The organism is Methanofollis tationis (genome assembly GCF_013377755.1).
GTDB lineage: Archaea > Halobacteriota > Methanomicrobia > Methanomicrobiales > Methanofollaceae > Methanofollis > Methanofollis tationis.
The window spans coordinates 44,479-68,208 of sequence record NZ_JABXWR010000001.1 but is presented as its reverse complement, the minus strand read 5'-3'; the positions used below and the strand labels follow the sequence as shown (position 1 = coordinate 68,208).

Genomic DNA, 23,730 nt, shown 5'->3' with positions numbered 1-23,730 from the left:
ATTTTATGGCAGCAGAACGATTTGCAGAGCGGGTGCGCGGCATCGAGCTCTCCGGGATCCGGCGGATGTTCGAGGGGGCCGGGAAGGACGCCATCAACCTCGGCCTCGGCCAGCCCGACTTCCCGACGCCGGCGCATATCGGCGAGGCGGCGGTCCGGGCGATCCACGAGGGGAAAACCGGCTATACGGTGAACGCCGGGATACCCGAACTGCGTGAGGCGATCGCGGAGAAGTTGCTGCGCGAGAACAGCCTCCGGTACGACCCCTCCAGCGTGATCGTCACGGCCGGGGCGAGCGAGGCCCTGCATATCGTGATGCAGGCCATGGTGGATCAGGGCGACCGCGTCCTGATGGCCGATCCGGGTTTTGTCTCGTACGCCGCTCTCGCCGCCCTCGCAGGCGGGCGGGCCGAGGGCCTGCCCCTCGATGCCACCCTCCATATCGACGTGGAGGCGGCGAAGGAGCAGATGGACGGGGCGCGCCTTTTTGTGCTGAACACCCCGGCCAACCCGACCGGCATGGTGGAGAGCGAGGAGTCGATCCGGGCCCTGGTGGAGTATGCCGCAGATACGGGCGTGACCGTCGTCTCAGACGAGGTCTACGAGCACTTCACCTATGGAAAGCCCCACTTCAGCGCCGCCCGTTTCGGGGAGGACGTGGTGACGATCAACGCCACCTCGAAGACCTACTCGATGACCGGGTGGCGCCTGGGCTATCTTGCGGCCCCGAAGGAGATCGTCGAGGAGTGCCTGAAGGTGCACCAGTACTGCCAGGCCTGCGCCACCTCGATCTCGCAGTACGCCGCTGTGGCCGCCATCGCCGGCGACCAGGCGCCGGTCGCCGCGATGCGCGAGGAATACCGGAAACGGCGGGACCTCATCTGCACGGGGCTGCGTGACCTCGGGTTCTCGTTTGCCACGCCCGAGGGTGCGTTCTATGTCTACCTGCCGATCGAGGGCGATCTCTTCAACGCCATTATCCAGAAAGGCGTCATCATCGTTCCGGGCTCGGCGTTCGGGACGCGCACGCCCGGCTACGCCCGGATCAGCTATGCGGCGTCGCAGGACGACCTGAAGCGGGCGCTGGACCGGATCGCCGCCGCCGTGGAAGAGTCCGGAAAGAATTAACTGGGTGATCACATGGTAAAAGAACTGCTCAAAAAACTCTCCAATGCCCACGGCATCTCGGGCAGCGAGGGAAGCGTCGCGGAGGTCATCCGCGGCGAGGTTGCGGCGTATGTCGACGAGATCACGGAAGACACGATGGGCAACCTGATCACGGTGAAGAAGGGCGACGATTTCACGATCCTGCTCGCGGCCCACATGGACGAGATCGGGCTGATGGTGAAGTTCATCGACGAGCGCGGGTTCGTGCGTTTCGTCACCGTCGGCGGATGGTTCGACGCCACCCTGTATGCCCAGCGCGTCGTCCTGCACGGGACGAAGGGCACGGTCTCTGGCGTGATCGGCGGGAAACCCCCGCACGTGATGACCGACGAGGACCGGAAAAAGCCGCTGAAGGTGGATGATATGTTCATCGACGTCGGGGCGACCTCGGCGGAGGAGGCGGCCGGGCTCGGCATCGAGGTCGGGACGCCGGTCACCCTGGACCGTGAGTTCCGTGAACTGGCGCACAACCGGGTGACCGGGAAGTGCTTTGACAACCGGGCCGGGTGCGCGATGCTGATCAAGGCCCTCCAGCTGGCCGACTCACCGCACACCATCTACGGCGTCTTCACGGTCCAGGAGGAGGTCGGGCTCAAGGGGGCGAAGACCGCCGCCTACCGCCTCAACCCGGACTGCGCCATCGCCACCGATACGACGATACCCGGCGACCACCCGGGGATCGAGAGGAAGGACGTCTCCCTGCTGATGGGCGAGGGGCCGGTGATCACGATCATCGACAACAACGGCCGCGGCCTGATCGCCAGCAGGAAGATGATCGCATGGCTGAAGAAGGCGGCCGCCGAGGGCGAGATCAAGGTGCAGCTCGAGGTCGGGAAGGGCGGGACGACCGACGCCACCTCGATCCACCTCGAACGCGGCGGGATCCCCAGCACGACGCTGAGCATCGCCACCCGCTATATCCACTCCCCGGTCGAGGTGCTGGACCTCGCCGACCTCGAGGGCGGGGTCGCCCTGCTTGTTGAGGCGCTGAAGACGAAGCCTGAATTATAATCGAGGACTTCGATCAACCCCCTCATTTTTCAAAAGATCGGTCTTCACCCCCCGATTCCTCGTTGAATTCCCGCGATTTTTACGTCACACCTCTCAATTCACTTTATTATCCCTCCTTTTTCTCTCACGAAAGATAGCTGCCGCTCAAGCAGTCTGTCGTTCAATTGTCAGCAGTTGTTTCAGGTTGAATGAAAGACACGAGAAGAGACATTTGACATGCGCTCGTGCGCAGGTTGTCACCCGGACATAACCTGCACGAAATTCCGTTTTGATCACGGCAAAGGGTCGCTCCACCAGGGATCGCGTCCTGCTGATTGCCTTGTTTCTGCGTTTCTCCTTGAGGGAAAGCGGATGATTTCGGACGGCGCGGTGCATGGTCTTGTCCATGGATGCTCGGGGCTTCACGCCGAAATATCCCTTGTCCCGGTAGACCGTCTCCCCCTTCTCTGAGAGGTCGATCTGGCTGTCGTGGAGAGCAGCGGTCGTTGTTGTGATCCGTCTGATGAGTTGATGATCTTTGTCCAGGAGAATATGGAGTTTGTATCCGAAATACGATTTCGAACCCTTCTTCGTCCAGGTGCCATCGCGGCTTCGCCGCGTTTTTGCCTGGTCTCCGCGAGGGGTATCTGCACGCGCATGACCGGGATCTGAGGTGATGAAACTTGCGTCCTGGATCACGCCTCGCCGGATCGTCAATCCTTTCTGGTCGATCTGACGTTGCAACTCCCCCCAGATGGCCGTATCTTTTCCCGTTGCGATCAGGCGTTCGCGGAAGAGCCAGATCGTCGAATTATCAGGGATTTTTGTCGGGTACCCGAGAAAGTGGCGGAAAGAAAGGCGATCATATGCTTCACGTTCGAGCTGCGGATCAGAAAGACCATACCACTGCTGAAGAACGAGAAGTTTGATCATGAAGACAACATCATAGTTCGGACGGCCGCCTTTTCCCTCGTCATTTGTGTACAGATCAGAAAGGAGGGGGCGGAAGGCATCCCAGTCGATCAAAGAGGAGACTTCACCCAGGGTGTTCCCGAGTTCAGATAGTTTGGCATATTCGTCCCGAATTGCAAAATTGAAGAATGTGCTCATTGAAAAAGGATCGATCCGAGAATACATAGTACTTTCGGAGGGAGGTATTTCGAAATCCTCCTTTGTATATTCAAAGGCATTTCCAAGCATTGAACCGTAATCCATCAAGAACACCTCCGCGATGCATATCTCGATGTAACCATTTGAGATATAAACCTACCGAAAAAAGAGAGAGTTATGAGATTGGATTAACCCAAAAGAGGAGATGAGGCCGGGGTTAGTGCCTGAAATAGCGCACACCGGTAAAGACCATCGCCACGTTCAGACGGTTCGCCGCCTCGATAACCTCTGCGTCCCTGATCGAGCCGCCGGGCTGGACAAGGGCCGTCGCCCCGGCCGCTGCCGCCACTTCGAGGGTGTCGGGGAAGGGCAGGAAGGCGTCGGAGGCGACGACCGTGCCCGTGACCGGGGAGCGGGACTTTTCAACGGCGATCCTGGCCGAGTCGACCCGGTTCATCTGCCCGGCGCCGATGCCGACCACCGCACGGTCGGTCGCATAGATGATCGCGTTGCTCTTCGTATGCTTGCAGACTTTCATCGCAAACCGCATCGCCCTGATCTCGTTCTCGGTCGGTTCGCGCTCGGAGACGACCTGCCACTCCTCCTGTGGTTCGGGGGTCCGCTGGACCAGGATGCCGCCGTCGATGCTCCTGACCTCGTCGGCCTCGATCTTCGCGGGCAGGAGGAGGACACGCATGTTTGGTTTGGTCTTCATCGTCTCGATCGCCTCGGGGCTGTACGACGGGGCGACGATCACCTCGACGAAGGTGCCGCAGATCTCCTCGGCAAACGCCTTCCCGACCTCGTCGTTGACGGCGACGATCGAGCCGTAGGCCGAGACGGGATCGACCTCGCGGGCGGCGATGTAGGCCTCGAGGACGTCGGCGCCGAGGGCGACGCCGCAGGGGTTGTTGTGCTTGACGATCACCGATGCAGGCTCGTCAAATTCTCTGAGAAGGGAGACGGCGGCGTGCACGTCGAGGTAGTTGTTGTACGACATCTCCTTGCCCTGCATCGGGGTCTGGCCGGCGATCCCGGTCTCGCCATAGACGGCCGCCTGCTGGTGCGGGTTCTCGCCGTAGCGGAGGGAGCGGCCGTTCCTGAACTGGAAGGAGTAGGTCTCCGGGAAACCGCCGTCGAGGCCTGAGAGATAGTTCGAGATGGCGGCGTCGTACGCGGCGGTCCGTGCAAAGACCTTCTTTGCAAGGGCGAGCCGTTCCTCGTAGGTAAACCCGCCCTTCGCCACCGCCGCTTTCACCAGGGGATAGTCGGCAGGGTCGACGACGACCGAGACGTACTTGAAGTTCTTCGCCGAGGCCCGGATCATCGCCGGCCCGCCGATGTCGATGAACTCGATGAGTCTGTCCAGGTCGAGGTGCTCGCCCGACATCTTCTCGAAGGGATAGAGGTTGACGACGACGAGGTCGATCGGGTTGATGGCGAGGTCCTTCATCACCTCAGCGTCGATCTCGGGCCGGCCCAGAAGACCGCCGTGGATGCGCGGGTGGAGGGTCTTCACCCTGCCGTCCATGATCTCGGGCGAACCCGTATAATCGGAAACTTCGACAAAATCGATCCCTGCTTCCTTCAGGGCCCGTCCTGTCCCTCCCGAGCTGATGATGCGGTAGCCGTTCTCACTGAGGGTCGCTGCAAGGTCCACAATGCCGGCCTTGTCCCAGACCGAGAGAAGTGCCCATTTCATGATGAATGTATGGAGCCGGAATATCTTATATCTTTCAAGGGGAGGGGATGCAACCTATTATCCGCCTCTCGATCGTACCTGATCCTATGCGGGAACCTTCGGTCAAAAAGACCCTGTACTGGTGCAGGCAGTGCAATCTCCCACTTATCGGCAGAACCTGCAGATGCGGGGCCGAAGGTGGGGAGATCCCTCTCCAGAAACCCTACGACCTCAGGCCCGCCCTGGGCCACGATATGGATCTGCTCAGGTCCCTTCTCCAGGAGCGCTACGGGACCGACCATATCCCTCAGATCATTCTTTTTAACAAGATCGGCGGCGTCGACCGGACGGAGATGATCATCGCAAACGGCGTCGTTTTCGGCCGTCTCACCTACGATCCGGTCAGCGGATCCTATACCCTCGATCTCTCGCAGGACGCCCTGCGCTCCCTCCTCCCCTTCATTACGAAGGGCATCGTGGACATCACCGGAGCGGCGGCCGAGCAGAGACAGGAGAACCGGCGCATCGGCGGCAAAAAAGTCGCCGTCAGGACCGACATCTCAAACGGCCCGGTCATCGTCAGGAGCGGGGAGCGGTGGGGCACCGGGATCCTCAGGGACGGTGAGGTGAGGGTGAAACAGATCGGGAAGGTCGAGACCGTGGACCTCCCCGACCCCTCGTGGGGAGAGGCCGTGCGGGTGAATGTCCGCGCCCTCAAGGACCTCGAGCGGACGGCGGTCCGCTTCATCAGGCAGCACATGGACGACCGGCCGCGCGCCAACGTCTCATTCTCCGGCGGCAAGGACAGCACCGTGGTCCTCGAAATCGCCAGACGGGCCGGGATCACCGACGCCTACTATGTGGACACCGGCATGGAGTTCCCGGAGACGCAGGCGTTCGTGAAGGAGACCGGGATCGAGAAGGTCATCCGCGGCGGGGACTTCTGGAGAGACGTTAAAAAATACGATCTGCCAAGAAAGGACGACCGCTGGTGCTGTGAGCGGCTCAAGCTCCAGCCGGTAAAGGACTGGCTCAGCCGGCAGGGCCCCTGCGTCACCGTGCAGGGCAACCGGTGGTACGAGTCGTTCATGCGCTCGACCCTCCCGCCGGTTGTGGAAAACCCGTTCAACCCCCTGCAGTTGAATATCTCACCGATCAGGAACTGGCGGGCGCTTGAGGTGTTCCTGTACCTCTGGTGGAGAAAGGTGCCGTACAACCCCCTCTATGAAATGGGCTTTGAGCGGGTCGGCTGCTGGCACTGCCCGGCGATGCTCCAGAGCGAGGCGGCGCGCACAAAGGAACTGCACCCGGCCCTCGCCGCCCGATGGGAGGAGTACCTCCGCACGTGGGCACAGAAGGAGAAGATCCCGCAGCGCTGTGTGGACCTTGGCCTCTGGCGCTGGAAGGAGTTGCCGCCGAAGATGCGCGAACTCGCCGCACAGGAAGGGATCGGTCTCCCAAAACCGAGGCTGAAAATCCGAATGGCAACAAATATTCCTCTAAATCCCAATCAGGTGCGTAATTAAGTAGATATCGATCAGGATGATAGAAAATAATATATAGAACTACATTGCAATTGTTATTGCAACACCATTACGAGGACACTCATGGATGCGGATAGAGAGACAGAAAAACCGGATGAGCAACCGGTGTCGGATCAGGCCGGCCCTCCGCAGCCTGAGATAGATGTGGAGGCACTCACACAAGAGAACGAAGCCCTGAAAAAGGCTTACGAAGAGTTGAACGAACGGCATCTCCGCCTCGCTGCAGACTTCGATAACTTCAGGAGGCGTACGAACCGGCAGATCGACGAGATCAGGGAATTCGCCCTGGAAAAGTTCGCTGCCGACCTGCTCGACGTCGCCGACAATTTCGAGCGCGCCCTGAAGGCGGACGATGCATCCCTGCGCGAGGGGCTTGAGAGCATCCAGAAACAGTTCACCGGGATCATGGAGCGCTACGGGATCAGGCACTTCGAGTGTAAGAACGGCGAATTCGACCCCCAAAAACACGAAGCAGTTGTCTGTGTCCCCTCGAATCACCCGGAAGGCACGATCGTCGAAGAATTCATGCGCGGCTACTGCATGCACGATCGGGTGATCAGGCACGCAAAAGTTGCGGTCTCGCAAGGAAAAGAATAACGGAGGATAACAATGGCATCAGAAAAAGTTCTTGGCATTGACCTTGGTACAACAAACTCGTGCATGGCGATCATGGAGGGCGGACAGCCGGTTGTCATCGCCAATGCCGAAGGTGGAAGAACAACCCCGTCGGTCGTCGCCTTCAGCAAGGACGGCGAGCGGCTGGTCGGCAACGTCGCAAAGAGGCAGGCGGTAACCAACCCGAAACGCACGATCATCTCGATCAAGCGGAAGATGGGCACCAACGAGACCGTCGATATCGACGAGAAGAAGTACACCCCGCAGGAGATCTCGGCGATGATCCTGCAGAAGATGAAGGTCGACGCAGAGGCCTATCTCGGCGAGAAGATCGAGAAGGCGGTCATCACCGTCCCGGCCTACTTCAACGACGCCCAGCGGCAGGCGACAAAGGACGCCGGCAAGATCGCCGGGCTTGAAGTGCTGCGGATCATCAACGAACCGACGGCGAGCGCCCTTGCCTACGGCATCGACAAAGAAGAGGAGGCGACCGTCCTCGTCTACGATCTCGGCGGCGGCACCTTCGATGTATCCATCCTCCAGCTCGGCGACGGCGTCTTCGAAGTGAAGGCGACGGCCGGGAACAACCGCCTCGGCGGCGACGACTTCGACCAGCGCGTCATGGACTGGATCGTGGCCGAGTTCAGGGCAAAAGAGGGGATCGATCTCTCAAAGGACCCGATGGCGCTGCAGCGTATCCGTGACGCCGCAGAGAACGCCAAGAAAGAACTCTCCAGCGTCCAGAAGACGAACATCAACCTCCCGTACATCACCACCGATGCGAGCGGCCCCAAGTTCCTGGACATGGACCTCACCCGTGCGAAGTTCGAGCAGCTCGTCGGCGACCTCGTCGAGAAGACCGTCGAGCCGGTGAAGCAGGCCCTCTCCGACGCCAAGATGACAGCCAAGGACATCGACCACATCCTTCTGGTCGGCGGATCGACCCGCGTCCCCATGGTCGTCGAGACGGTCAGGAAACTCCTGGGCAAGGAGCCCGACAAGGGCATCAACCCCGACGAGTGCGTGGCGGTCGGCGCGGCGATCCAGGGCGGCGTCCTCACCGGCGAAGCAAAGGACGTCCTCCTCCTCGACGTCACCCCGCTCTCCCTCGGGATCGAGACGCTGGGCGGTATCGCCACAAAACTGATCGACCGGAACACCACCATCCCGACGAGAAAGAGCCAGATCTTCTCGACTGCCGCTGACGGCCAGACGAGCGTCGAGATCCACGTCATGCAGGGCGAGCGCGCCCTGGCGAAGGACAACTTCACCCTGGGCAAGTTCCAGCTCACCGGCATTCCGCCGGCGCCCCGCGGCATCCCGCAGATCGAGGTCACCTTCAACATCGACGCAAACGGCATCGTTCATGTCTCGGCCAAGGACCTCGGGACCGGCAACGAGCAGACGATCACGATCAAGGGCGGCAAGGGCCTTTCCGAGGACGAAGTCAGCCGGATGGTCGAAGACTCAAAGAAATTCGAGGAGGAAGACCGGAAGAAGCGGGAGGAGATCGAGGTGAGGAACACCGCCGACACCGCCGTCTACACCGCCGAAAAGACCCTCAAGGAGTCGAAGGACAAGATTGCGGCCGACGACCAGAAGAAGATCGAGGATGCGGTCGCCGCCCTGAAGACGTCCCTTGAAGGCGACGACGTCGAGGAGATCAAGAAGAAGATGGAGGATCTCACCGAAGCAGTCTATGCCGTGACCGCAAAACTCTACCAGGAAGCGCAGAAGGCCCAGGCCGAAGCCGGGGCCGCCGGGGCAGAGAAGACAGACGACAACGTTGTCGATGCCGACTTCGATGTCAAGGACGAGAAGAAAGAGTGAGTTTCGATGAGTGCGGGAAGCTACTATGATGTCCTCGGCGTCGCCCGGGACGCCGGCGAGCAGGAGATCAAGAAGGCATACCGCAACCTTGCACGCAAATACCATCCCGATGTCTGCAAGGAGCCTGACGCGGAGGAGAAGTTCAAAGAGATCAACGAGGCTTATTCGGTCCTCTCAGACGCGACCAAACGGGCGCAGTACGACAACATCGGCCACGACGCCTTCAAGAACGCCTCGAAGGGGTCGTACACCGGTGGCGGCGGCTACGGCGGCGGGTTCCAGTCCGACTTCAGCGGGTTCGGAGACATATTCGACACCTTCTTTGGTGGCGGCGGAGGGGCGAGAGGTCCGCGGCCGGGTGCCGATCTCCTCCTTCGCCTCTCTATCAACCTGAAGGATGCCGTGTTCGGCATCGATCGAGAAGTCGAGGTCTTCCACACGGAATCGTGCCCTGACTGCGACGGCACCGGGAGCAAGACCAAAAAAGTCCATACCTGCCCGACCTGCGGCGGGAGCGGCCAGGTCAGGCAGGTGAGCCAGTCCCTCTTCGGCCAGTTCGTCAGGATGTCCACCTGTCCGGCATGCGGCGGCCGGGGCAAAAAGCCCGAGGAAACCTGCAAAACCTGCGGCGGCAGCGGCCACACCCGCGTGAAGCGGAAGGTGAACGTCCATATCCCGCCGGGTGCCGATACCGGGATGCGCCTCCGGATGGAGGGGTATGGCGAGGCCGGAGACTACGGCGCACCGGTAGGCGACCTCTATATCGAGCTGATCGTGGAGAGTCACCCGCGGTTCGCTCGAACGGGAGACAACATCGAAACCGAGGCCCAGATCTCTCCGGCACAGGCGGCGGTCGGGTCCAGCGTCGAGGTGAAGACGATCGACGACCGGACGGTGGACTTAAAGATTCCGGCCGGGATCCAGCACGGCACCGCCCTGCGCATACCCGGCGAGGGCGTGCGGCGGCGCGGGCGCCCGGGCGATCTCCTGGTCCGCGTGCGGATCGTCGTGCCAAAGAGCCTCTCCGACGAGGAGAAGGAACTCTACCAGAAACTCCTTGAGATCGAGAATAAGAAGGGCCCGGGGAAGAAGGGCTTTTTCAAGGATTTCGTCGATAAGGTGATGGGGCAGGACGATTAGACCCCACTTTTTTGTTATCTGCACCTGATTGGATCTCTTTTGCGGGATGCCGGGGGAGCCGGAGATCGGCGGGCTCCCGTAGAGATCGTGCGTTTTTGCGGCTCTGTTGAACCCTCATTCCGGGTTTGATGTCTCTCCTGTAATCGCAGGGAGAGCGCGCGGATCCCCAGCCTTCCCCATACTGCCTGCCGGGGGTTGCACCCCCGGACCCCCATTGCGATAGGCCCCGGGAAGAGCGAACAGGACATCCGGGGAATGCGATCAGGATGAGACCGGGCAGGCACGGGAGACGCCCCACCATCTGGTGAAAAGTATCCGCGCATCTGCGGCGGGAGCAGGGGCAGGATCAAAAATATTTCATGCAACGTATCCAGGCAAATATAAAATATGAGCCATTTAATCGGATATTAATCCCCCAATTCCGAATTAAGATCCGGCAAAAAATATGAGGGATTTATATGCAAGAATATAAACTCTTAAATACGGCCCAGATGGTACAGTACATGTGGCATCTCTCATGCCGTCGTCAGGATTCGTAGCGGGAAAAAACGCACAATTTAGCGACAATTGCCCAGAAAGTTGCCATTCGGGCATTTGCCTCAACGATGGAGTACTACATATCGTCCTTTCGCTAAACCGATTCCTTAACTATGGCATAGCTGAGAAACTCACCTCTCAAAACCTGTTTCCAACTCTCCAGAACGATCCGTTGCGCAACGACGCGGCCGGTCATGGGGTTGCCGCACTTTCGAGATTTTGTGTGATTCCTCCTTTGAATGACACCCAGATATCCCTATAATTTTTGACAGTGAGGACGACTCGGGATCATTATCCCCCTACGCCTCCATTGTCCGAAAAAGAATTGTTAGAAATATCTTTTCTCGTGAAGCGCTCTGGCTTTTTCAATCGTTCCGGGAATATGCGGTCATCTCCCAGAGGTGCCGAATGAGGCGGTCACGAGATGGTCTGCCCTGCCGTCTCTTTCAGATCAGCCGCACGATCCCCCGCCGCGGCTGCATCGCCTCGCCGAAACGCATCATCCGCTCGATCTGCTCCTGCACCTCATCGCGCTCGTAGCCCTCGCCGGCGAGGCGCTCGACGACCTCGGCGATCCGTGCCGTGCCGTCGTCGCCGCCGAGGTCCTTGATCGTCTCCTTGATGGTGCGGATGATATCGCGCTTCTTCTTCGTGATCCCGCTGGTCCACTTGTCGATGTCCAGGGTCCCGGTCTCGGCGTCGTAGGCCACCTGCCGAAGACAGGTGTCCACGATCTTGATCACCCGTTCGGCGTCCCGCGCCTCCACAAACGGCGAGAGGCGGATACGGGCCGAGGCCTCGCCCAGGCGGATCAATGCCTCCAGCTGGCGGGCCGTCACCGGCACCGGTTTGTTGTCGTCGGCAAGGCCCCTGAGACGGAGGTAATAGGCGATGAGCATCTCCTTTGCCCCGTCGGTGATCAGGGGGTTGATGTTCCGCTTCGCATAGGCGACGTACTTTCTCAGCACCTCCGGGGCGATCGGCGGTTCCACGGCCACGCTCTCAGAGGCAAGGAGCTCGGCGTGCCCCTCTGAGAGGGGGCCGGCCGACGCCTGCAGGATCAACTCCCCGACCCGGTGGGCCTTGACGATATGCTCGGCGATCGCCGTGTCCCGCGCCGCGTCGGGCTTGTCGGTCATGATAAAGATCAGGTCGAAACGGGAGAGCAGGGAGGGGGGCATATTGATCTGCTCGGCGATCGGGACGAAGGCGTCGAACCGGCCGAGTTTCGGGTTCGCCGCCCCGAGAAGAGCGCAGCGCGACCGCAGGGTCGCCGTCATCCCGGCCTTTGCGATCGAGATTGTCTGCTGTTCCATCGCCTCGTGCAGGGCCGAACGGTCCTCTTTCGCCATCTTGTCCATCTCGTCGACGGCGGCGACCCCCATATCGGCGAGCACCAGGGCACCGGCCTCGAGCGTCCAGCTCCCGTCGCCGAAATCGTCCTTGACGGCCGTTGCGGTCAGGCCGGCCGAGGTCGAGGACTTGCCCGAGGTGTAGACGCCCCGCGGCGAGAGCTGCACCACGTAGCGGAGCATCTGGGACTTTGCAATGCCGGGATCGCCGACGAGCAGCATGTGGATGTCGCCGCGCAGGCGCGACCCGTCAGGGAGGTCCTTTGCCACGCCGCCGAAGAGCTGGAGGGCGATCGCCTCCTTCACCTCGAGGTTGCCGTAGATGGACGGGGCGATCGACCCGGTGATCTGGGAATAGAGATCCGCCTCCCGGGACAGCGCCCGGATCGCCGCCTCGTCCTCCTCCGAAATGTTCACCTCCTCATACTCGCGCTCAGGCGCCTCGGCCGAGGAGCAGTCGAGATAAATATCAAACAGCGTGGACTTTGTGCCGTAGTTGATGCGCTGCTTGGAGCGGAGAACGCCGTTGAGCACCACCCGGTCGCCGGGTGCGATCATGCCGGTGAGGTCGTCGGTCATCTCCACGTCCAGGGTCTGCGGCCGTTCGCCGCCCCTGAGACCTTCAGGCGACTCCTGTATCCTGACCTTCTGGGAATCGACAAACCGGGATTTTCCCGGAATGAGTTTGAGTTTGCGCCGGTTGCACTCGGGGTTCGGGCAGTTCTCCGGCTCCTCGAAGGTGCCGTAGCCCTGCGCGAGCGTCACGGTGGCGCCGCACCCCGGGCACTGGAAGACGGCCTCGATGATCCTCGGCCGCACCTCGGTCGTCTTCCTGATGATCCCCTTCACCGAGACGAAGCGGGTGATGTGGTAGGCCCTGATGTCCCGGATCCCGGTGATCCGATCGATGTGGTGGAAGCGGATGTTGATCCGGCCGATCTTCTCCTCGCCGATGATCGAGACCTGGCGAAGGGCGTCCCTGATGTCCCCTGTCGCCTTTCCCGGCCGGTCGATCATCTCGTCGGCAAGGCGCAGGCCCGACCGGCCCGACGCCTGCAGGGTCTGATAGTCGATATAGAGTGAGCGTTTGAAGGGAAATTCGCGCTCGATCTCTGCGAGTTCCCGCCGGCAGTAGCGGGAGAGGAAGGCCACCCACTCCCCGACCACATCGGTGACCTCGCCCATCGTTAGAACTCCCGCTCAAAGAGCCTGATGATGCCGGGCCGCGGCTCGATGACCTCGCCCTGGTTTTTGAGCATTTTAATGGTGCCTTCGACCTTGTCCTTCGTAAAGCCCTGCCTGATCATCTCCTCGATCACCTGTTCGAGGTTTGCGGACCCGTCGTCGCCGCCGACGTCCCTGATGATCTCCTTCACCGTCCTGATGATGTCCCGCTGCCGTTTCGAGACCCCGGTGGTCCACTTATCGATATCGAAACTCCCCGACTCGGCGTCGTAGGCCACCTGACGGAGGCAGGTGTCGACGATCTTGATCACGCGGTCGGCGTCCTCCAGCTCGATCGTCGGCGAGAGACGGACGCGGGCCGAGGCCTCGCCCAGGCGGACCAGCGCCTCCAGCTGACGGGCCGTCACCGGCACCGGCTTGTTGGTGTCTGCAAGGTTTCTGAGGCTGAGATAGTAGTCGCGGAGTTTCTCCCGCGCCGCGGGCTGGATCGTCGGGAAGCAGTTCCGCTTCGCATAAGCGATATATTTCCGGAACAGGAGAGGATCGATGTCAGGGGTGACGGGCTTGAGCTCGCGCTGGATGTACTCGTCGGTCACCCCTTCCATCGGCATCCGCTTGCGCTTCTCTATCAGTTCCCCGACTGAGTGGGCCTTGAGAATGTGGTCGGCGATCGCCATGTCGCGGGCCGAGTCGGGCTTGTCGGTCATGATGAAGATCAGGTCGAAACGGGAGAGCAGGGACGGCGGCATGTTGATCTGCTCGGCGATAGGGGCGTACTCGTCGAAACGACCCATCTTCGGGTTCGCCGCCCCGAGGAGAGCGCAGCGCGACCGGAGGGTCGCCGTGATCCCGGCCTTTGCGACCGAGATCGACTGCTGCTCCATCGCTTCGTGGAGGGAGGAGCGGTCCTCCTTGTCCATCTTGTCCAGTTCGTCCACCGCCGCCATGCCCATATCGGCGAGCACCAGGGCGCCGGCTTCGAGCGTCCAGCGGCCGTCGCCGAAATCGTCCTTGACGGCCGTTGCCGTCAGACCGGCCGAGGTCGAGGACTTGCCCGAGGTGTAGATCCCCCGCGGCGAGAGCTGCACGATATACCTGAGGAGCTGGGACTTTGCGATACCCGGGTCGCCGACCAGGAGGACGTGGATATCGCCGCGCAGGCGCGAACCGTCAGGCATCTCCTTGGGGATCCCGCCGAAGAGCTGGAGGGCGACCGCCTCCTTGACGTCGTCGTTGCCGTAGATCGTCGGGGCGATGGAACGGGGGATCTTCGAGTAGATCTTCGGGTCCCTGGAGAGTTCGCGGATCGCCGCCTCGTCCTCCTCAGAGATGTTCACCTCCTCAAACTCCTTCTCGGCCACCTCGATGGCGTTGCATTCGAGGTAAATATCAAAGAGCGTGGACTTGGTGCCGGCGTTCACCCTCTGGAACGACCTGAGAATGCCGTTGATGATCACGCGGTCGCCGGGGGCGGAATCGCCGGTGAGGTCGTCGGTGACGTCCACGTCGAGGGTCTGCGGCTGTTCGCCGCCGCGGAGCCCCTCGGGCGACTCCTGGATCCGCAGCTTCTGGGCGTCCACGAAATCGGATTTTTCCGGCACCAGTTCGAGCGGGGTCTTCTTCTGGCAGGTGGCGCAGAGGCGGAAGGGCTCCTGGAACTTTCCGTACTTCTGCGGGTACGGGGGCGTGATCTGCCCGCACTCCAGGCACTTGAAGACCGCCGAGGTGACCCTGGGCCGCACCTCGGTCGTCTTTCTGAGAATCCCCTCCACCGAGACGAAGGTGTTGATCTGGTTCGACCTGATGTCCCTGATCGCCGTCTTGCGGGTGAGGTTGGTGAACCTGATGTGGATGCTCGACCGGTCCTTCTCCTCGATGACACCCAGGCGCACCAGGGCGTCCTTCACGTCGCCCATCACCTTCTCGGGCTTTGCGATGAGCTGGTCCGCAAGGGCGAGACCGCGTTTTCCGAAGGCTTCGAGGTTCCGGTAGTCGATATAAAAGGAACGTTTGTGGGGGAACTCTTTTGCCAGTTCCACCCGCTCCCGTTTGTTGTACTGGCGCTTGAGAAATGTCTCCCAGTCGCTGACGACGTCGGTCACTTCAGTCTGCTGACGGTCTGACATTGTATACTGTACCTCCGGGTCGTGGGTCTATGAAGTATTCTGGTGCAGGGTGAAAGTGTTCACGCCTGCTTCTGTGCCGAAAGGACGAAGAGGGCGATCAGCGCGTCCATCTGGATCTCGGCGTCCGCACCCTCGGAGATCCTAAAATCGGCCTCGCCGATGTGGTCGATGTACGCCACCTTGAGGGCGGTCTCCATCTGGTAGGAGGTGAGGGCCCTGAAGCACTGGTTGATCAGTTCGCCCGGAGCGATGCCGCGGTCCCTGAGCAGACGGCGAAGCGCCCCCTGGGCACCGGTGAAGTCGCCCTTCGTGCAGAGGCCGAGCAGGTCTGCGATCTCCTCGGGCTTTGCCGTCGAGGTGGTCTCGTAGATCATCCGGGCGTCGATCCGGTCAGAGAGGATCGCCGCACCCTGCAGGGCGTTGAGGGCCTTTCGCATATCACCCTCGGAGATGTAGGCGATCGCATGGACGGCGTCTTCGGTGAGGGAGATCTCTTCGGCGGCGGCGACGCGGCGCACCTGCTCGGCCACCGCTGCTTCGTCGAGGCCCTTGAACCGGTAGATGGCGCACCTGCTCTGGATCGGATCGATGATCTTCGAGGAGTAGTTGCAGGAGAGGATGAACCGGCAGGTCTGGGCATAGTTTTCCATCGTCCTGCGGAGGGCCGCCTGCGCGTCCGGGGTGAGGGCGTCGGCCTCGTCGAGGAAGAGCACCTTGAAGGTCGCACCGCCGAGGGGCGATGTCCGGGCGAACTGCTTGATCTGGTTGCGGACGACGTCGATCCCGCGCTCGTCCGAGGCGTTGAGTTCCCGGAAGTTCATCTGCCAGGTCTCGCCGAAGAACTCGCGGGCGAGCGCAACGGCTGCGGTGGTCTTGCCGACGCCTGCCGGTCCGGTGAAGAGGAGATGCGGGAGACTCCCGCTCCGCACATAACTCCTGAGTCGCTCGACGATCTCCTCCTGCCCGACCATATCCTCGAGCGTCTGCGGCCGGTACTTCTCGATCCAGATGGTGCTGTGGCCCTCCATTGCACAGAGGTTGTCCTTCCAGACTTAGATAAATAGTGCTCAAGCACACCGCCCCAGATGAATGGCTGCGGCAGAAGAGGAGGATATCCGCTTTTTTCAGGAATTGATGCGGCTATGGACCCTTACGGTCGGAAATTCCCATTGCATCGGCAGCGACCGGTTTGCAAAGAACCGGCACTTCCCGGGGAGAGGCCGCACCGTCTCGTCCCGGGGGTCAGCGACGATCGGAGAGGGGGGTGCGCGGCATTGCGCCCGCCTCCCCACACGCGATCTTCAGGGAAAAAAGATTCAGAAGAGGATAAAAAAAATCAGAGCGTTTATCCAGGTATTTTTGTTAAAATAACGCAAAATACCAGGCATATTTTCACCAGAAAGGTGATCTGTCGTGCTTCGTCCCGGGTGCGGGTATCAAAAAATTATTTCAATATAAAGATAATTAGTATATGGAGGATACCTGAAATGGAAACCAGCAGATTGTATGTCGGAAACCTGACATACTCCGTTACTGAAAAACAATTGGAAGAACTGTTTTCCCAATACGGCGATGTCAAGAGCGTCAAAATTATTGGAGACAAGGGCTTTGGATTCGTAGAGATGGGCACCCCTGAAGAGGCGGAAAAGGCAAAAGAGGCCCTGAACGAGACGATATTTGTCGGTCGCACGCTCAGGATTGACGAGGCGCAGCCCCCCCGTCCGAGAAGGGAATTCCAGAGATACTAATTCTATTCTCTTTATTCTCTTTTTGATTTCGAGTATTTGTTTGCCGCATCGCAGAAGAGGTGCGCGGCCGGACCGGGATGAGATGCAGCCTCTTCTTTCCGCCCCGTCAGATACAAAAAAAGGAGGGTGTCGAACCCTCGGTCAGCATACCCCCGGGCGGATTCGAACCGCCGTCGCCGGATCCAAAGTCCTGCATGATTGACCACTACACTACGGGGGTGGGATTGAAGGATACACCGCCAGGTCTGCTCTCTGTCCGAGAGAGATGGCGCCTTACACTATTGAACGCTATTCGCAATCAATTTAGCTGTTGCCACCCGAGGGGAGGTATAAAGTATGGGGGGGAGAAAAGCGGCACCATTGTGCAGATCACGATCCTCGGTGCCGAATCTCTCGGCGCCCGCTCCATGGCGACGGTCGTCGAGGCAGGGGGGAGGACGGTGCTCATCGATCCCGGTGTCGCCCTCGCCCCCCGGCGGTTCGGGCTGCCGCCGCACCCTGCTGAAAGAGAAGCGGCGGCAGGGATACGCCGGGCGATCCTCGCATGGCTGCCGCGGGCGACCGACATGGTCTTCACCCATTACCACGGCGACCATGTGCCGCTCAGGGAGTCCGACCCCCACCAGATCCCCCTCGCCGGGTTCACCCTCCCTGAGGGCTGCCGCCTCCTTGCGAAGGGGCCGGACATGCTTTCCCGCCGTTCATCAGGGCGGCGCAGCGATATCGAGAAGGCAACCGGAGGTCCCATCCCGAACGCGGAAGGCACCGACGACGGTGTTGTCGCCTGTTCCCTGCCGGTCCCCCACGGCGGCAGGGCGGGTGCGGTGATGATGGTGGCGGTGCGCGAAGGAGCGCAGTGTTTTGTGCATGCTTCAGATACCCAGCTCCGCTCCGATGAGGCGGTCCGCCTCATCGAGGCATGGGGGCCGACGGTCGTTTTTTCTTCCGGCCCGCCGCTCTACCTCCCGTCGATCGACCGGGCGGAAGAAGAAGCGGCTTTTTCGCGGGCGATCCATGGTGCAGAGATTGCAGGGCCGCTCATCCTCGACCACCACCTCATGAGGTCGGAAAACGGACCGGCATGGATCCGGGACCTCGGGAGAGCGAGCGGGCGGCCGGTTGTCTCCGCCGCAGAGTTCATGGGGAGGCCGAACCGTCTGCTTGAGGCCGGGCGCCGGGAACTCTGGTCGGGAACGCAGGGGCGATAAACGCGGGAGGCAGAAACGACTGTCCCGGTCATCCGCACCCACACAGGAAAGATCCAGGGGGCGCGCACTGATATAGCACCATACGGTTTATCGCCCCTTCCCGCCCCCCTGTGAGAGCGGGAAGTACTGCCGGTACACCGCCTGCCGCTCGTCGAGGTCGGTGTGCAGGTAGACCTCGGTCGTCTTGATCGAAGAGTGGCCGAGGTTTTCCTGGACGACCCTGAGGTTCTTCGAGCGCCGGTAGAGCTCAGAGGCATAGGAATGACGGATCTTATGCGGCGTGATGCCGGGCGGCGCATACCGCTGAAAGATCCGCTGCACGGTCCGCGCAGAGAGGTTCTTGCCCTGCTGGCCGACAAAGAGCGGACCCATAATTTTGTTCCCGATATGCCCCTCGATCTCGGCGAGCGTCTCCTCGTCGACAAAGACCGTCCGGATTTTGTCACCCTTGCCCTTCACCCTGATGGTGTGCTCTTCAAAATCGATGTCCCCGATATCGATGCTGCAGAGTTCAGAGACGCGGACGCCGGTCGCATAGATCAGCCTGACAATCAAACGGTCAAGATCGTCATCTATGGACTTTAGAAGGCGGACCACCTGACTGTGCTTGAGATATTTCAGTTCCTGGTTCTTGACCCGCGGCCGCTCCACGGCCGGCATCGGATCGGCAGAGATCGCCCCCTGCGCATAGAGGTACGAATAGAACGACGAGAGGGAGGAGATCATGCGGTGCAGGGTCCTGGGCTTATAGGAGCGCCGTTCGGCAAGCCAGGAGAGATAGTTGTTCACCATCGCGGTGGGGACCTCAGCCGGGGAGTCGAGGCCGGCCGTCGCGAATGCGCCCTCGTCAAAAGAACCGGGATCGCCATGCCGGCAGAGCCACACATAGCGGGCAAAGTGCCGGACCGTCTCTTCATAACTTTTGATGGTTCTGGGGGAGTAATTTCGCATTTTGAGGTAGATTTCGAAGTGATCCAGGCACTCTGAAAAATGACCATTTTTCATCATTTATTTTATCAGCGGGCCACGCATATAACTTTGTCGCAGAATATACATTTGGCGACAGATAGTTTGGACACCCTGCCCACACACGAAGTCGGCAGGACAAAAAATCTCGAGGACACCCTCGGGACATCCCCACCACGGCCACCCGGACACCAGCAGAACAACAACACACCTGCGCGAAGGCCCCGTAAAAAAGAACTGCATATCAAGCGATTTAACAGCACATCGGTCGGCCAGAGCAAACCCCCCAATGGTTTCCATCATATCCCGGAAAAAAATCCACCCCGGCACATCTACGGACGCCATTTATATATGAAGGGGCGGAGCCTGCCCGCCAGGCAGAGGGCAGCACACAAAACCAGAGATCCGAATCGTGCCCTCCCCGCACGAGGAAAAGATCCCGGGGGGATTCACTCCAGAAAATTTCCTGAAACGCACAGGGAGGAAATGCCACCGACCAATCGCTGCCAGGGGAAGGAGACAAGGGGAGGCAGCGGACCAACCCTCATTGCGATGGGCCCCGGGAAGAGCGAACAGGACGTGCGGGGGGCCGTATCTCCCCTATCCTGCGCGGAGGTCCGGGAGTGCAACCCCCGGCGCGGCGTCCTCTCCACCCCGGGTAATTATCGCATCTTCGAACCGAGAACGTGAGGGTCCCTGAAGATCGAGCAGGCCCCTGCCGGGGGACCTGCTGCCCCCGGTCCCCCCGCAAATACGATAGGGACAGGAACGGTAAAACACGCCAGCGCGCCCACCCATAATTTTTCATCGATAGATGCTCCGCCTGGCCTTTCTCCACATGTCAGGAGCAATCATGCGCGCGAGGTCCGGAGATAAGAACCCCCGGCACGAAGATGGCGGAAAGCGAATGAATCACGCTCACATCCGCAAAAGTGATGATTTCTACAAAGCCGAAAAAACGAAGCCCGGACCGCAAGGGCGCGGCCACCTGCCGGCTCAGAGGGAACCGGCAGAGACGGACAGTGTCATCGGCGGTGTAAGTTTGTGCATTTTCGGCGGTCTAAAAGTGTACACCTGCTAACCCTCATTCACGTTCTTGAGGGTTGTGGCAATGTTCACTGCGGAGGAGTTCTTTATGATACGCGACTTGCATCACCAGGGGCTGAACATCAGCCAGATCTCACGCACAACCGGCTATCACCGAAACACGGTCCGAAAATATCTTGCCGCACAAACCCTGCCGGCACCTGCATCCCGTGGACCCCGACAGAGCAAACTCGACCCGTTCAAGGCATATATCCATCAACGCATCACCGAGTATCCCCTCAGTGCAGCCCGGATCTATCGTGAAATCCAGGAGATGGGATTTGATGGGAAATGTACCATCGTCAAAGACTATATCAGCACGATCCGCCCCCGCGAAACGTTACAGGCTGTCCTCCGGTATGAAACCAAACCCGGTGTCCAGGCCCAGGTCGACTGGGGAGAGTGCAATCACATCGAGGAAGACGGTCACTCCCACAAACTCTCCTGCTTCAGCATGATCCTCGGGTATTCCCGGATGCGCTTCATGGAATTCACCCTCTCCACCGACGTCTACACCCTCATTCAGTGCCATCTCCATGCCTTCGACTACTTTGGCGGCTACACTGAAGAGATCCTCTACGACAACATCAAGACGGTGATCCTCAAGCGGGCACTTCGTGCCAGCGACCACCAGTGGAACGCAAAGTTCGAAGACTTTTTCTCGCACTACGGTTTTATCCCGCGGCTCTGCAGGCCCTACTGTCCCCAGACCAAGGGAAAGGTTGAGAACTCCATCGGGTACCTGAAACGCGATTTCCTGCTGGGAGGTACGTTCACGTCCCTCGACGACATGAACCGACAACTCCTGCAATGGCTCAACCGGATCAACGCCACGCCCCACGGGACCACGAACGAGATCCCGTTCGACCGCCTGGACCAGGAGAACCTGAAACCCATGACTGGCGTTCCCCCCTACCCGCTCCGAAGAGAAGAACACCGGAAGATTTCGCGCGAGGCCTACGTGTCGTACCGGGGCAACCGGTATTCGGTCCCGTATCGGTATGCCGGGAGGGAGGCCGTCCTGGAACTGCAGGATAATCAGATGACAGTCCGCGTCGGCACCGAAGCGGTATGTTCGCATACGATCGTTCCCGGCCATGCCCGGGTCATCCGGGAGAAGGAGCACTTTTCCGGCCTTCTTGCTGAGGCCATGCAGTGCAATGCACGGTGCAGGAAGACCTCAAAACCACTGTTTTCGATCGTTGCTCCACAGGTGGAGCAGCGCCCACTGTCAGTCTATGACCAGTTCTCCGAGGAGGTGCGACGATGACCGCTCTGGTCTATGAACGGGTTCATGATAACCTGAAGAGGTTGAAATTGACGACCTTTGAAGCACTTCTCGACAATTATCTTGAGGTTGCTGCAAAGGAGGAACGATCGACCCTTGAAGTCCTCGACTACCTGCTGGATCAGGAGGTGAAGAGCAAGGAGGAGCGTGCGCTTGAGTTCAGGATGAGGTTAGCAAGTTTTCCGATGGAGAAGAGGTTGGATGACTTCGATATGAGTTTTCAGCCATCGCTGGATCCCGCGGTGATCCGGGACCTCTCTTCACTCCGGTTTATCCATCACGCAGAGAACGTGGTGTTTCTCGGACCTCCGGGAGTAGGGAAGACCCATCTTGCTCTTGCCCTTGGCCACGAGGCGGTGAAGAACGGATTTCGGGTGTATTATGCGAATGCGTCCAGCCTCATTGAACGGTTGGTGAAAGCGAACCGGGAGAATAAACTTGAAGAGAGGATCAAGGCACTGGCGAAATTCAATCTTCTGATCATCGATGAAATGGGATATTTGCCGTTCAACAGCGAGGGAGCTCACTGTTTCTTCAGCCTTATTTCACGAAGATACGAGAAATCATCGACGATATTCACCTCGAATAAGTCGTACGGGGAGTGGGGCGAGATCTTCGGGGATCATGTGATCGCCGCAGCGGTTCTTGACCGGATTCTTCACCACTGCACCACCCTGAACATTAAAGGGGATAGTTATCGCTTGAAGGAACGACGGAGGCAGGGGCTTCTTTCACACACCCTGCCAGGATGAGTTCCGATACTATTATGCGATCGAGGTGTACACTTTTATTCCGTCCGATCTGTACACTTTTGCACCGCCGTTGACAACAGCCCAGGTAAAGGAGGGCACCAGATGTTCTGCTCACCCACATTCAAGAAGGTTCAGGAGACAGGGGATCCAATGGCGGATTGAAGCCCCGTGAAAGAACATCTGAATGAGGACATATAAGGCTGGGCCGTGCGGAGAGAAAGTGAACGCTGCCGCAAAGTAGGATCGCCATGACCTGCCCCGGATTTCATCGCCCGACCGGACATATGGTCGCTTTTTTCATGAACCCTGCACCCCCGAACCCACGGCACCGGAATTCACACCCCAGATCCATCCCGCGATTGGGCCGGGAAGATAGAAGAGCAAGAACCAGGTAATCCCTGAAGAGGGCTCTTCGCTCCTTTGTGTGGATAGCCACGACACCTTCATCTGACCCCCCAGGCGACCCGGTGCCGGGGGCCAGTTGTCCCGCCAAACCCCCTGCTTATTGCGATCAGGAGAGAGAAGGGCCACTCACTTCGGGATCTCGTGGGTGCCTTCCCGGGCCAATCCGCTCCAATTCGGGTGAAACCCCCGGCAGGCAGTGCGAGGAAGGCGGCGGACCGGTACGCCCTGATGCGGAGCGAACCTGAACACGGCATGCCGGGGGCCGACCCCAGTACTTCTCTAATTCCTTCCTCCCTCTCATTTCATTCAACGGCGTTTCTCGCTCCCTTTCCTAAACAGGATTCCTTAACACAGGAATGGCTCTGGCACCCCTCATCGATGTGCGGATCGCCTCCCAGATTATGCACATGAAGGAGCTGAACCGGAAGCCGCGCACCTCAATGGTTTGTGGTCCCTGTTTCACGGGGGAAAAGTGCTTCCAGAGTAGATCGATCCAGATATTCTTGAGGAGGAACGATATTATGGCGTAGAGATACCGGATGACCGGGTTTTTTGTGCTCGTACGGGGTTTCACCTGGTTGCGCATCCGATAGGACGATTCAATCGAGAACCTGGACCGATAGGTCTGATGGACCCGATGGGGATTCCACCGGAGGTTTCCCACGACGTAACCCAGATTCTCAACGCCGCGCTTACCCCGTTTTCCTTTTGCATACTTCACGGCAATCGCAATCTTCAGGACCAGCACCGGTTTTCCGTGCATCCGATATTCAGCATACCGGGAGTGGGTTCCCTGGAGGACTTGTTTCATCCTTTTCCCGTGTTTCCTGACAGGAACGATGAACGGCACCTGGACGTCCATCAGAAACCCGAGCACCTTCCGGGTGTAGAACTCCCGATCCAGGCAGAGAACTTCGATGCGAAGACCGAGTTCAGCGATCCGATCGAGACATTGCGCGATGTATCCGACCTTCGAGGTATCCCGGCGGGTAGTGTTTCAG

Annotated in this window: 17 protein-coding genes and 1 tRNA gene; 10 read left to right on the top strand and 8 right to left on the bottom strand. The window is 59.8% G+C overall.

Annotated features, from left to right (window positions below; all coding sequences use genetic code 11):
• The first annotated feature begins 5 nt into the window (after nt 1-5).
• Nucleotides 6-1,127, top strand: a complete 1,122-nt coding sequence (locus HWN36_RS00265) for a pyridoxal phosphate-dependent aminotransferase (protein WP_176787340.1) — start codon at nt 6-8, stop codon at nt 1,125-1,127.
• A 12-nt stretch (nt 1,128-1,139) separates the two neighbouring features.
• Complete coding sequence (locus HWN36_RS00260) at nt 1,140-2,177, top strand: M42 family metallopeptidase (protein WP_176787339.1); 1,038 nt, start codon at nt 1,140-1,142, stop codon at nt 2,175-2,177.
• 144 nt (nt 2,178-2,321) lie between these two features.
• Here HWN36_RS00260 and HWN36_RS00255 read toward each other — a convergent pair whose 3' ends face one another.
• Both HWN36_RS00255 and purH read right to left on the bottom strand, forming a co-directional pair.
• A complete protein-coding gene (locus HWN36_RS00255) occupies nt 2,322-3,266 on the bottom strand; it encodes an IS5 family transposase (RefSeq protein WP_176787338.1) in 945 nt (314 codons plus the stop codon).
• A 217-nt stretch (nt 3,267-3,483) separates the two neighbouring features.
• On the bottom strand, nt 3,484-4,968 hold the full coding sequence (gene purH / locus HWN36_RS00250) for a bifunctional phosphoribosylaminoimidazolecarboxamide formyltransferase/IMP cyclohydrolase (protein WP_176787337.1): 1,485 nt from the start codon (nt 4,966-4,968) through the stop codon (nt 3,484-3,486).
• 86 nt (nt 4,969-5,054) lie between these two features.
• Here purH and HWN36_RS00245 point away from each other — a divergent pair, with 86 nt between their 5' ends.
• From HWN36_RS00245 to dnaJ, 4 genes are all read left to right on the top strand, one after another.
• Nucleotides 5,055-6,473 (top strand): phosphoadenosine phosphosulfate reductase domain-containing protein, encoded by a 1,419-nt coding sequence (locus HWN36_RS00245; RefSeq protein WP_176787336.1) that lies wholly within the window; start codon nt 5,055-5,057, stop codon nt 6,471-6,473.
• Nucleotides 6,474-6,635: 162 nt separating this feature from the next.
• Nucleotides 6,636-7,088, top strand: a complete 453-nt coding sequence (locus tag HWN36_RS00240; RefSeq protein WP_343044892.1) for a nucleotide exchange factor GrpE — start codon at nt 6,636-6,638, stop codon at nt 7,086-7,088.
• Between the two features lie 12 nt (nt 7,089-7,100).
• Complete coding sequence (gene dnaK, locus HWN36_RS00235) at nt 7,101-8,936, top strand: molecular chaperone DnaK (RefSeq protein ID WP_176787334.1); 1,836 nt, start codon at nt 7,101-7,103, stop codon at nt 8,934-8,936.
• Nucleotides 8,937-8,942: 6 nt separating this feature from the next.
• On the top strand, nt 8,943-10,076 hold the full coding sequence (gene dnaJ, locus HWN36_RS00230) for a molecular chaperone DnaJ (protein WP_176787333.1): 1,134 nt from the start codon (nt 8,943-8,945) through the stop codon (nt 10,074-10,076).
• Nucleotides 10,077-11,059: 983 nt separating this feature from the next.
• Here dnaJ and HWN36_RS00225 read toward each other — a convergent pair.
• The 3 genes from HWN36_RS00225 to HWN36_RS00215 are packed head-to-tail and all read right to left on the bottom strand — an operon-like array spanning nt 11,060 to nt 16,304.
• The gene (locus HWN36_RS00225) at nt 11,060-13,150 is read right to left on the bottom strand and encodes a minichromosome maintenance protein MCM (protein WP_176787332.1); all 2,091 of its coding nucleotides are present in this window, start codon (nt 13,148-13,150) and stop codon (nt 11,060-11,062) included.
• A gap of 2 nt (nt 13,151-13,152) precedes the next feature.
• The gene (locus HWN36_RS00220; RefSeq protein WP_176787331.1) at nt 13,153-15,276 is read right to left on the bottom strand and encodes a minichromosome maintenance protein MCM; all 2,124 of its coding nucleotides are present in this window, start codon (nt 15,274-15,276) and stop codon (nt 13,153-13,155) included.
• A 59-nt stretch (nt 15,277-15,335) separates the two neighbouring features.
• Complete coding sequence (locus HWN36_RS00215; RefSeq protein ID WP_176787330.1) at nt 15,336-16,304, bottom strand: replication factor C small subunit; 969 nt, start codon at nt 16,302-16,304, stop codon at nt 15,336-15,338.
• Between the two features lie 57 nt (nt 16,305-16,361).
• On the opposite strand from HWN36_RS00215, the gene HWN36_RS11825 reads away from it, so the two are divergent.
• On the top strand, nt 16,362-17,024 hold the full coding sequence (locus HWN36_RS11825; protein WP_246269794.1) for an RNA recognition motif domain-containing protein: 663 nt from the start codon (nt 16,362-16,364) through the stop codon (nt 17,022-17,024).
• A 147-nt stretch (nt 17,025-17,171) separates the two neighbouring features.
• On the opposite strand, the gene HWN36_RS00205 is transcribed toward HWN36_RS11825, so the two are convergent.
• Nucleotides 17,172-17,244: transfer RNA gene (locus HWN36_RS00205), tRNA-Gln, on the bottom strand.
• A gap of 142 nt (nt 17,245-17,386) precedes the next feature.
• Here HWN36_RS00205 and HWN36_RS00200 point away from each other — a divergent pair.
• Nucleotides 17,387-18,232: an MBL fold metallo-hydrolase gene (locus HWN36_RS00200; RefSeq protein WP_176787329.1), complete on the top strand. Its 846-nt coding sequence runs from the start codon at nt 17,387-17,389 to the stop codon at nt 18,230-18,232.
• 87 nt (nt 18,233-18,319) lie between these two features.
• Here the strand turns inward: HWN36_RS00200 and xerA are convergent, their stop codons facing one another.
• Nucleotides 18,320-19,237, bottom strand: coding sequence for a site-specific tyrosine recombinase/integron integrase (xerA, locus tag HWN36_RS00195; RefSeq protein ID WP_176789527.1), 918 nt, complete (start codon nt 19,235-19,237; stop codon nt 18,320-18,322).
• A gap of 1,072 nt (nt 19,238-20,309) precedes the next feature.
• Here xerA and istA point away from each other — a divergent pair.
• A complete protein-coding gene (istA, locus tag HWN36_RS00190) occupies nt 20,310-21,554 on the top strand; it encodes an IS21 family transposase (protein WP_176787328.1) in 1,245 nt (414 codons plus the stop codon).
• Nucleotides 21,551-22,324 carry an IS21-like element helper ATPase IstB gene (gene istB / locus HWN36_RS00185; protein ID WP_176787327.1) on the top strand — a complete coding sequence of 258 codons (774 nt, stop codon included), beginning with the start codon at nt 21,551-21,553 and terminating at the stop codon, nt 22,322-22,324. The genes istA and istB overlap by 4 nt, the downstream gene beginning before the upstream one ends.
• 736 nt (nt 22,325-23,060) lie before the next feature.
• Here istB and HWN36_RS00180 read toward each other — a convergent pair.
• Entirely contained in the window at nt 23,061-23,606 is a 546-nt protein-coding gene (locus tag HWN36_RS00180; protein ID WP_176787326.1) for a hypothetical protein, read from the bottom strand.
• Nucleotides 23,607-23,730: the final 124 nt, after the last annotated feature.

Excerpts from the sequence above, each read along its gene's own strand:
- istA (WP_176787328.1), top strand. The coding sequence starts at position 20,310 with ATGTTCACTGCGGAGGAGTTCTTTATGATACGCGACTTGCATCACCAG.
- HWN36_RS00215 (WP_176787330.1), bottom strand. The coding sequence starts at position 16,304 with ATGGAGGGCCACAGCACCATCTGGATCGAGAAGTACCGGCCGCAGACG.
- HWN36_RS00260 (WP_176787339.1), top strand. The coding sequence starts at position 1,140 with ATGGTAAAAGAACTGCTCAAAAAACTCTCCAATGCCCACGGCATCTCG.
- dnaJ (WP_176787333.1), top strand. The coding sequence starts at position 8,943 with ATGAGTGCGGGAAGCTACTATGATGTCCTCGGCGTCGCCCGGGACGCC.
- purH (WP_176787337.1), bottom strand. The coding sequence starts at position 4,968 with ATGAAATGGGCACTTCTCTCGGTCTGGGACAAGGCCGGCATTGTGGAC.
- HWN36_RS00245 (WP_176787336.1), top strand. The coding sequence starts at position 5,055 with ATGCGGGAACCTTCGGTCAAAAAGACCCTGTACTGGTGCAGGCAGTGC.
- HWN36_RS00265 (WP_176787340.1), top strand. The coding sequence starts at position 6 with ATGGCAGCAGAACGATTTGCAGAGCGGGTGCGCGGCATCGAGCTCTCC.
- HWN36_RS00225 (WP_176787332.1), bottom strand. The coding sequence starts at position 13,150 with ATGGGCGAGGTCACCGATGTGGTCGGGGAGTGGGTGGCCTTCCTCTCC.
- xerA (WP_176789527.1), bottom strand. The coding sequence starts at position 19,237 with ATGAAAAATGGTCATTTTTCAGAGTGCCTGGATCACTTCGAAATCTAC.
- istB (WP_176787327.1), top strand. The coding sequence starts at position 21,551 with ATGACCGCTCTGGTCTATGAACGGGTTCATGATAACCTGAAGAGGTTG.
- HWN36_RS00220 (WP_176787331.1), bottom strand. The coding sequence starts at position 15,276 with ATGTCAGACCGTCAGCAGACTGAAGTGACCGACGTCGTCAGCGACTGG.
- HWN36_RS00255 (WP_176787338.1), bottom strand. The coding sequence starts at position 3,266 with ATGAGCACATTCTTCAATTTTGCAATTCGGGACGAATATGCCAAACTA.
- HWN36_RS11825 (WP_246269794.1), top strand. The coding sequence starts at position 16,362 with ATGAATGGCTGCGGCAGAAGAGGAGGATATCCGCTTTTTTCAGGAATT.
- dnaK (WP_176787334.1), top strand. The coding sequence starts at position 7,101 with ATGGCATCAGAAAAAGTTCTTGGCATTGACCTTGGTACAACAAACTCG.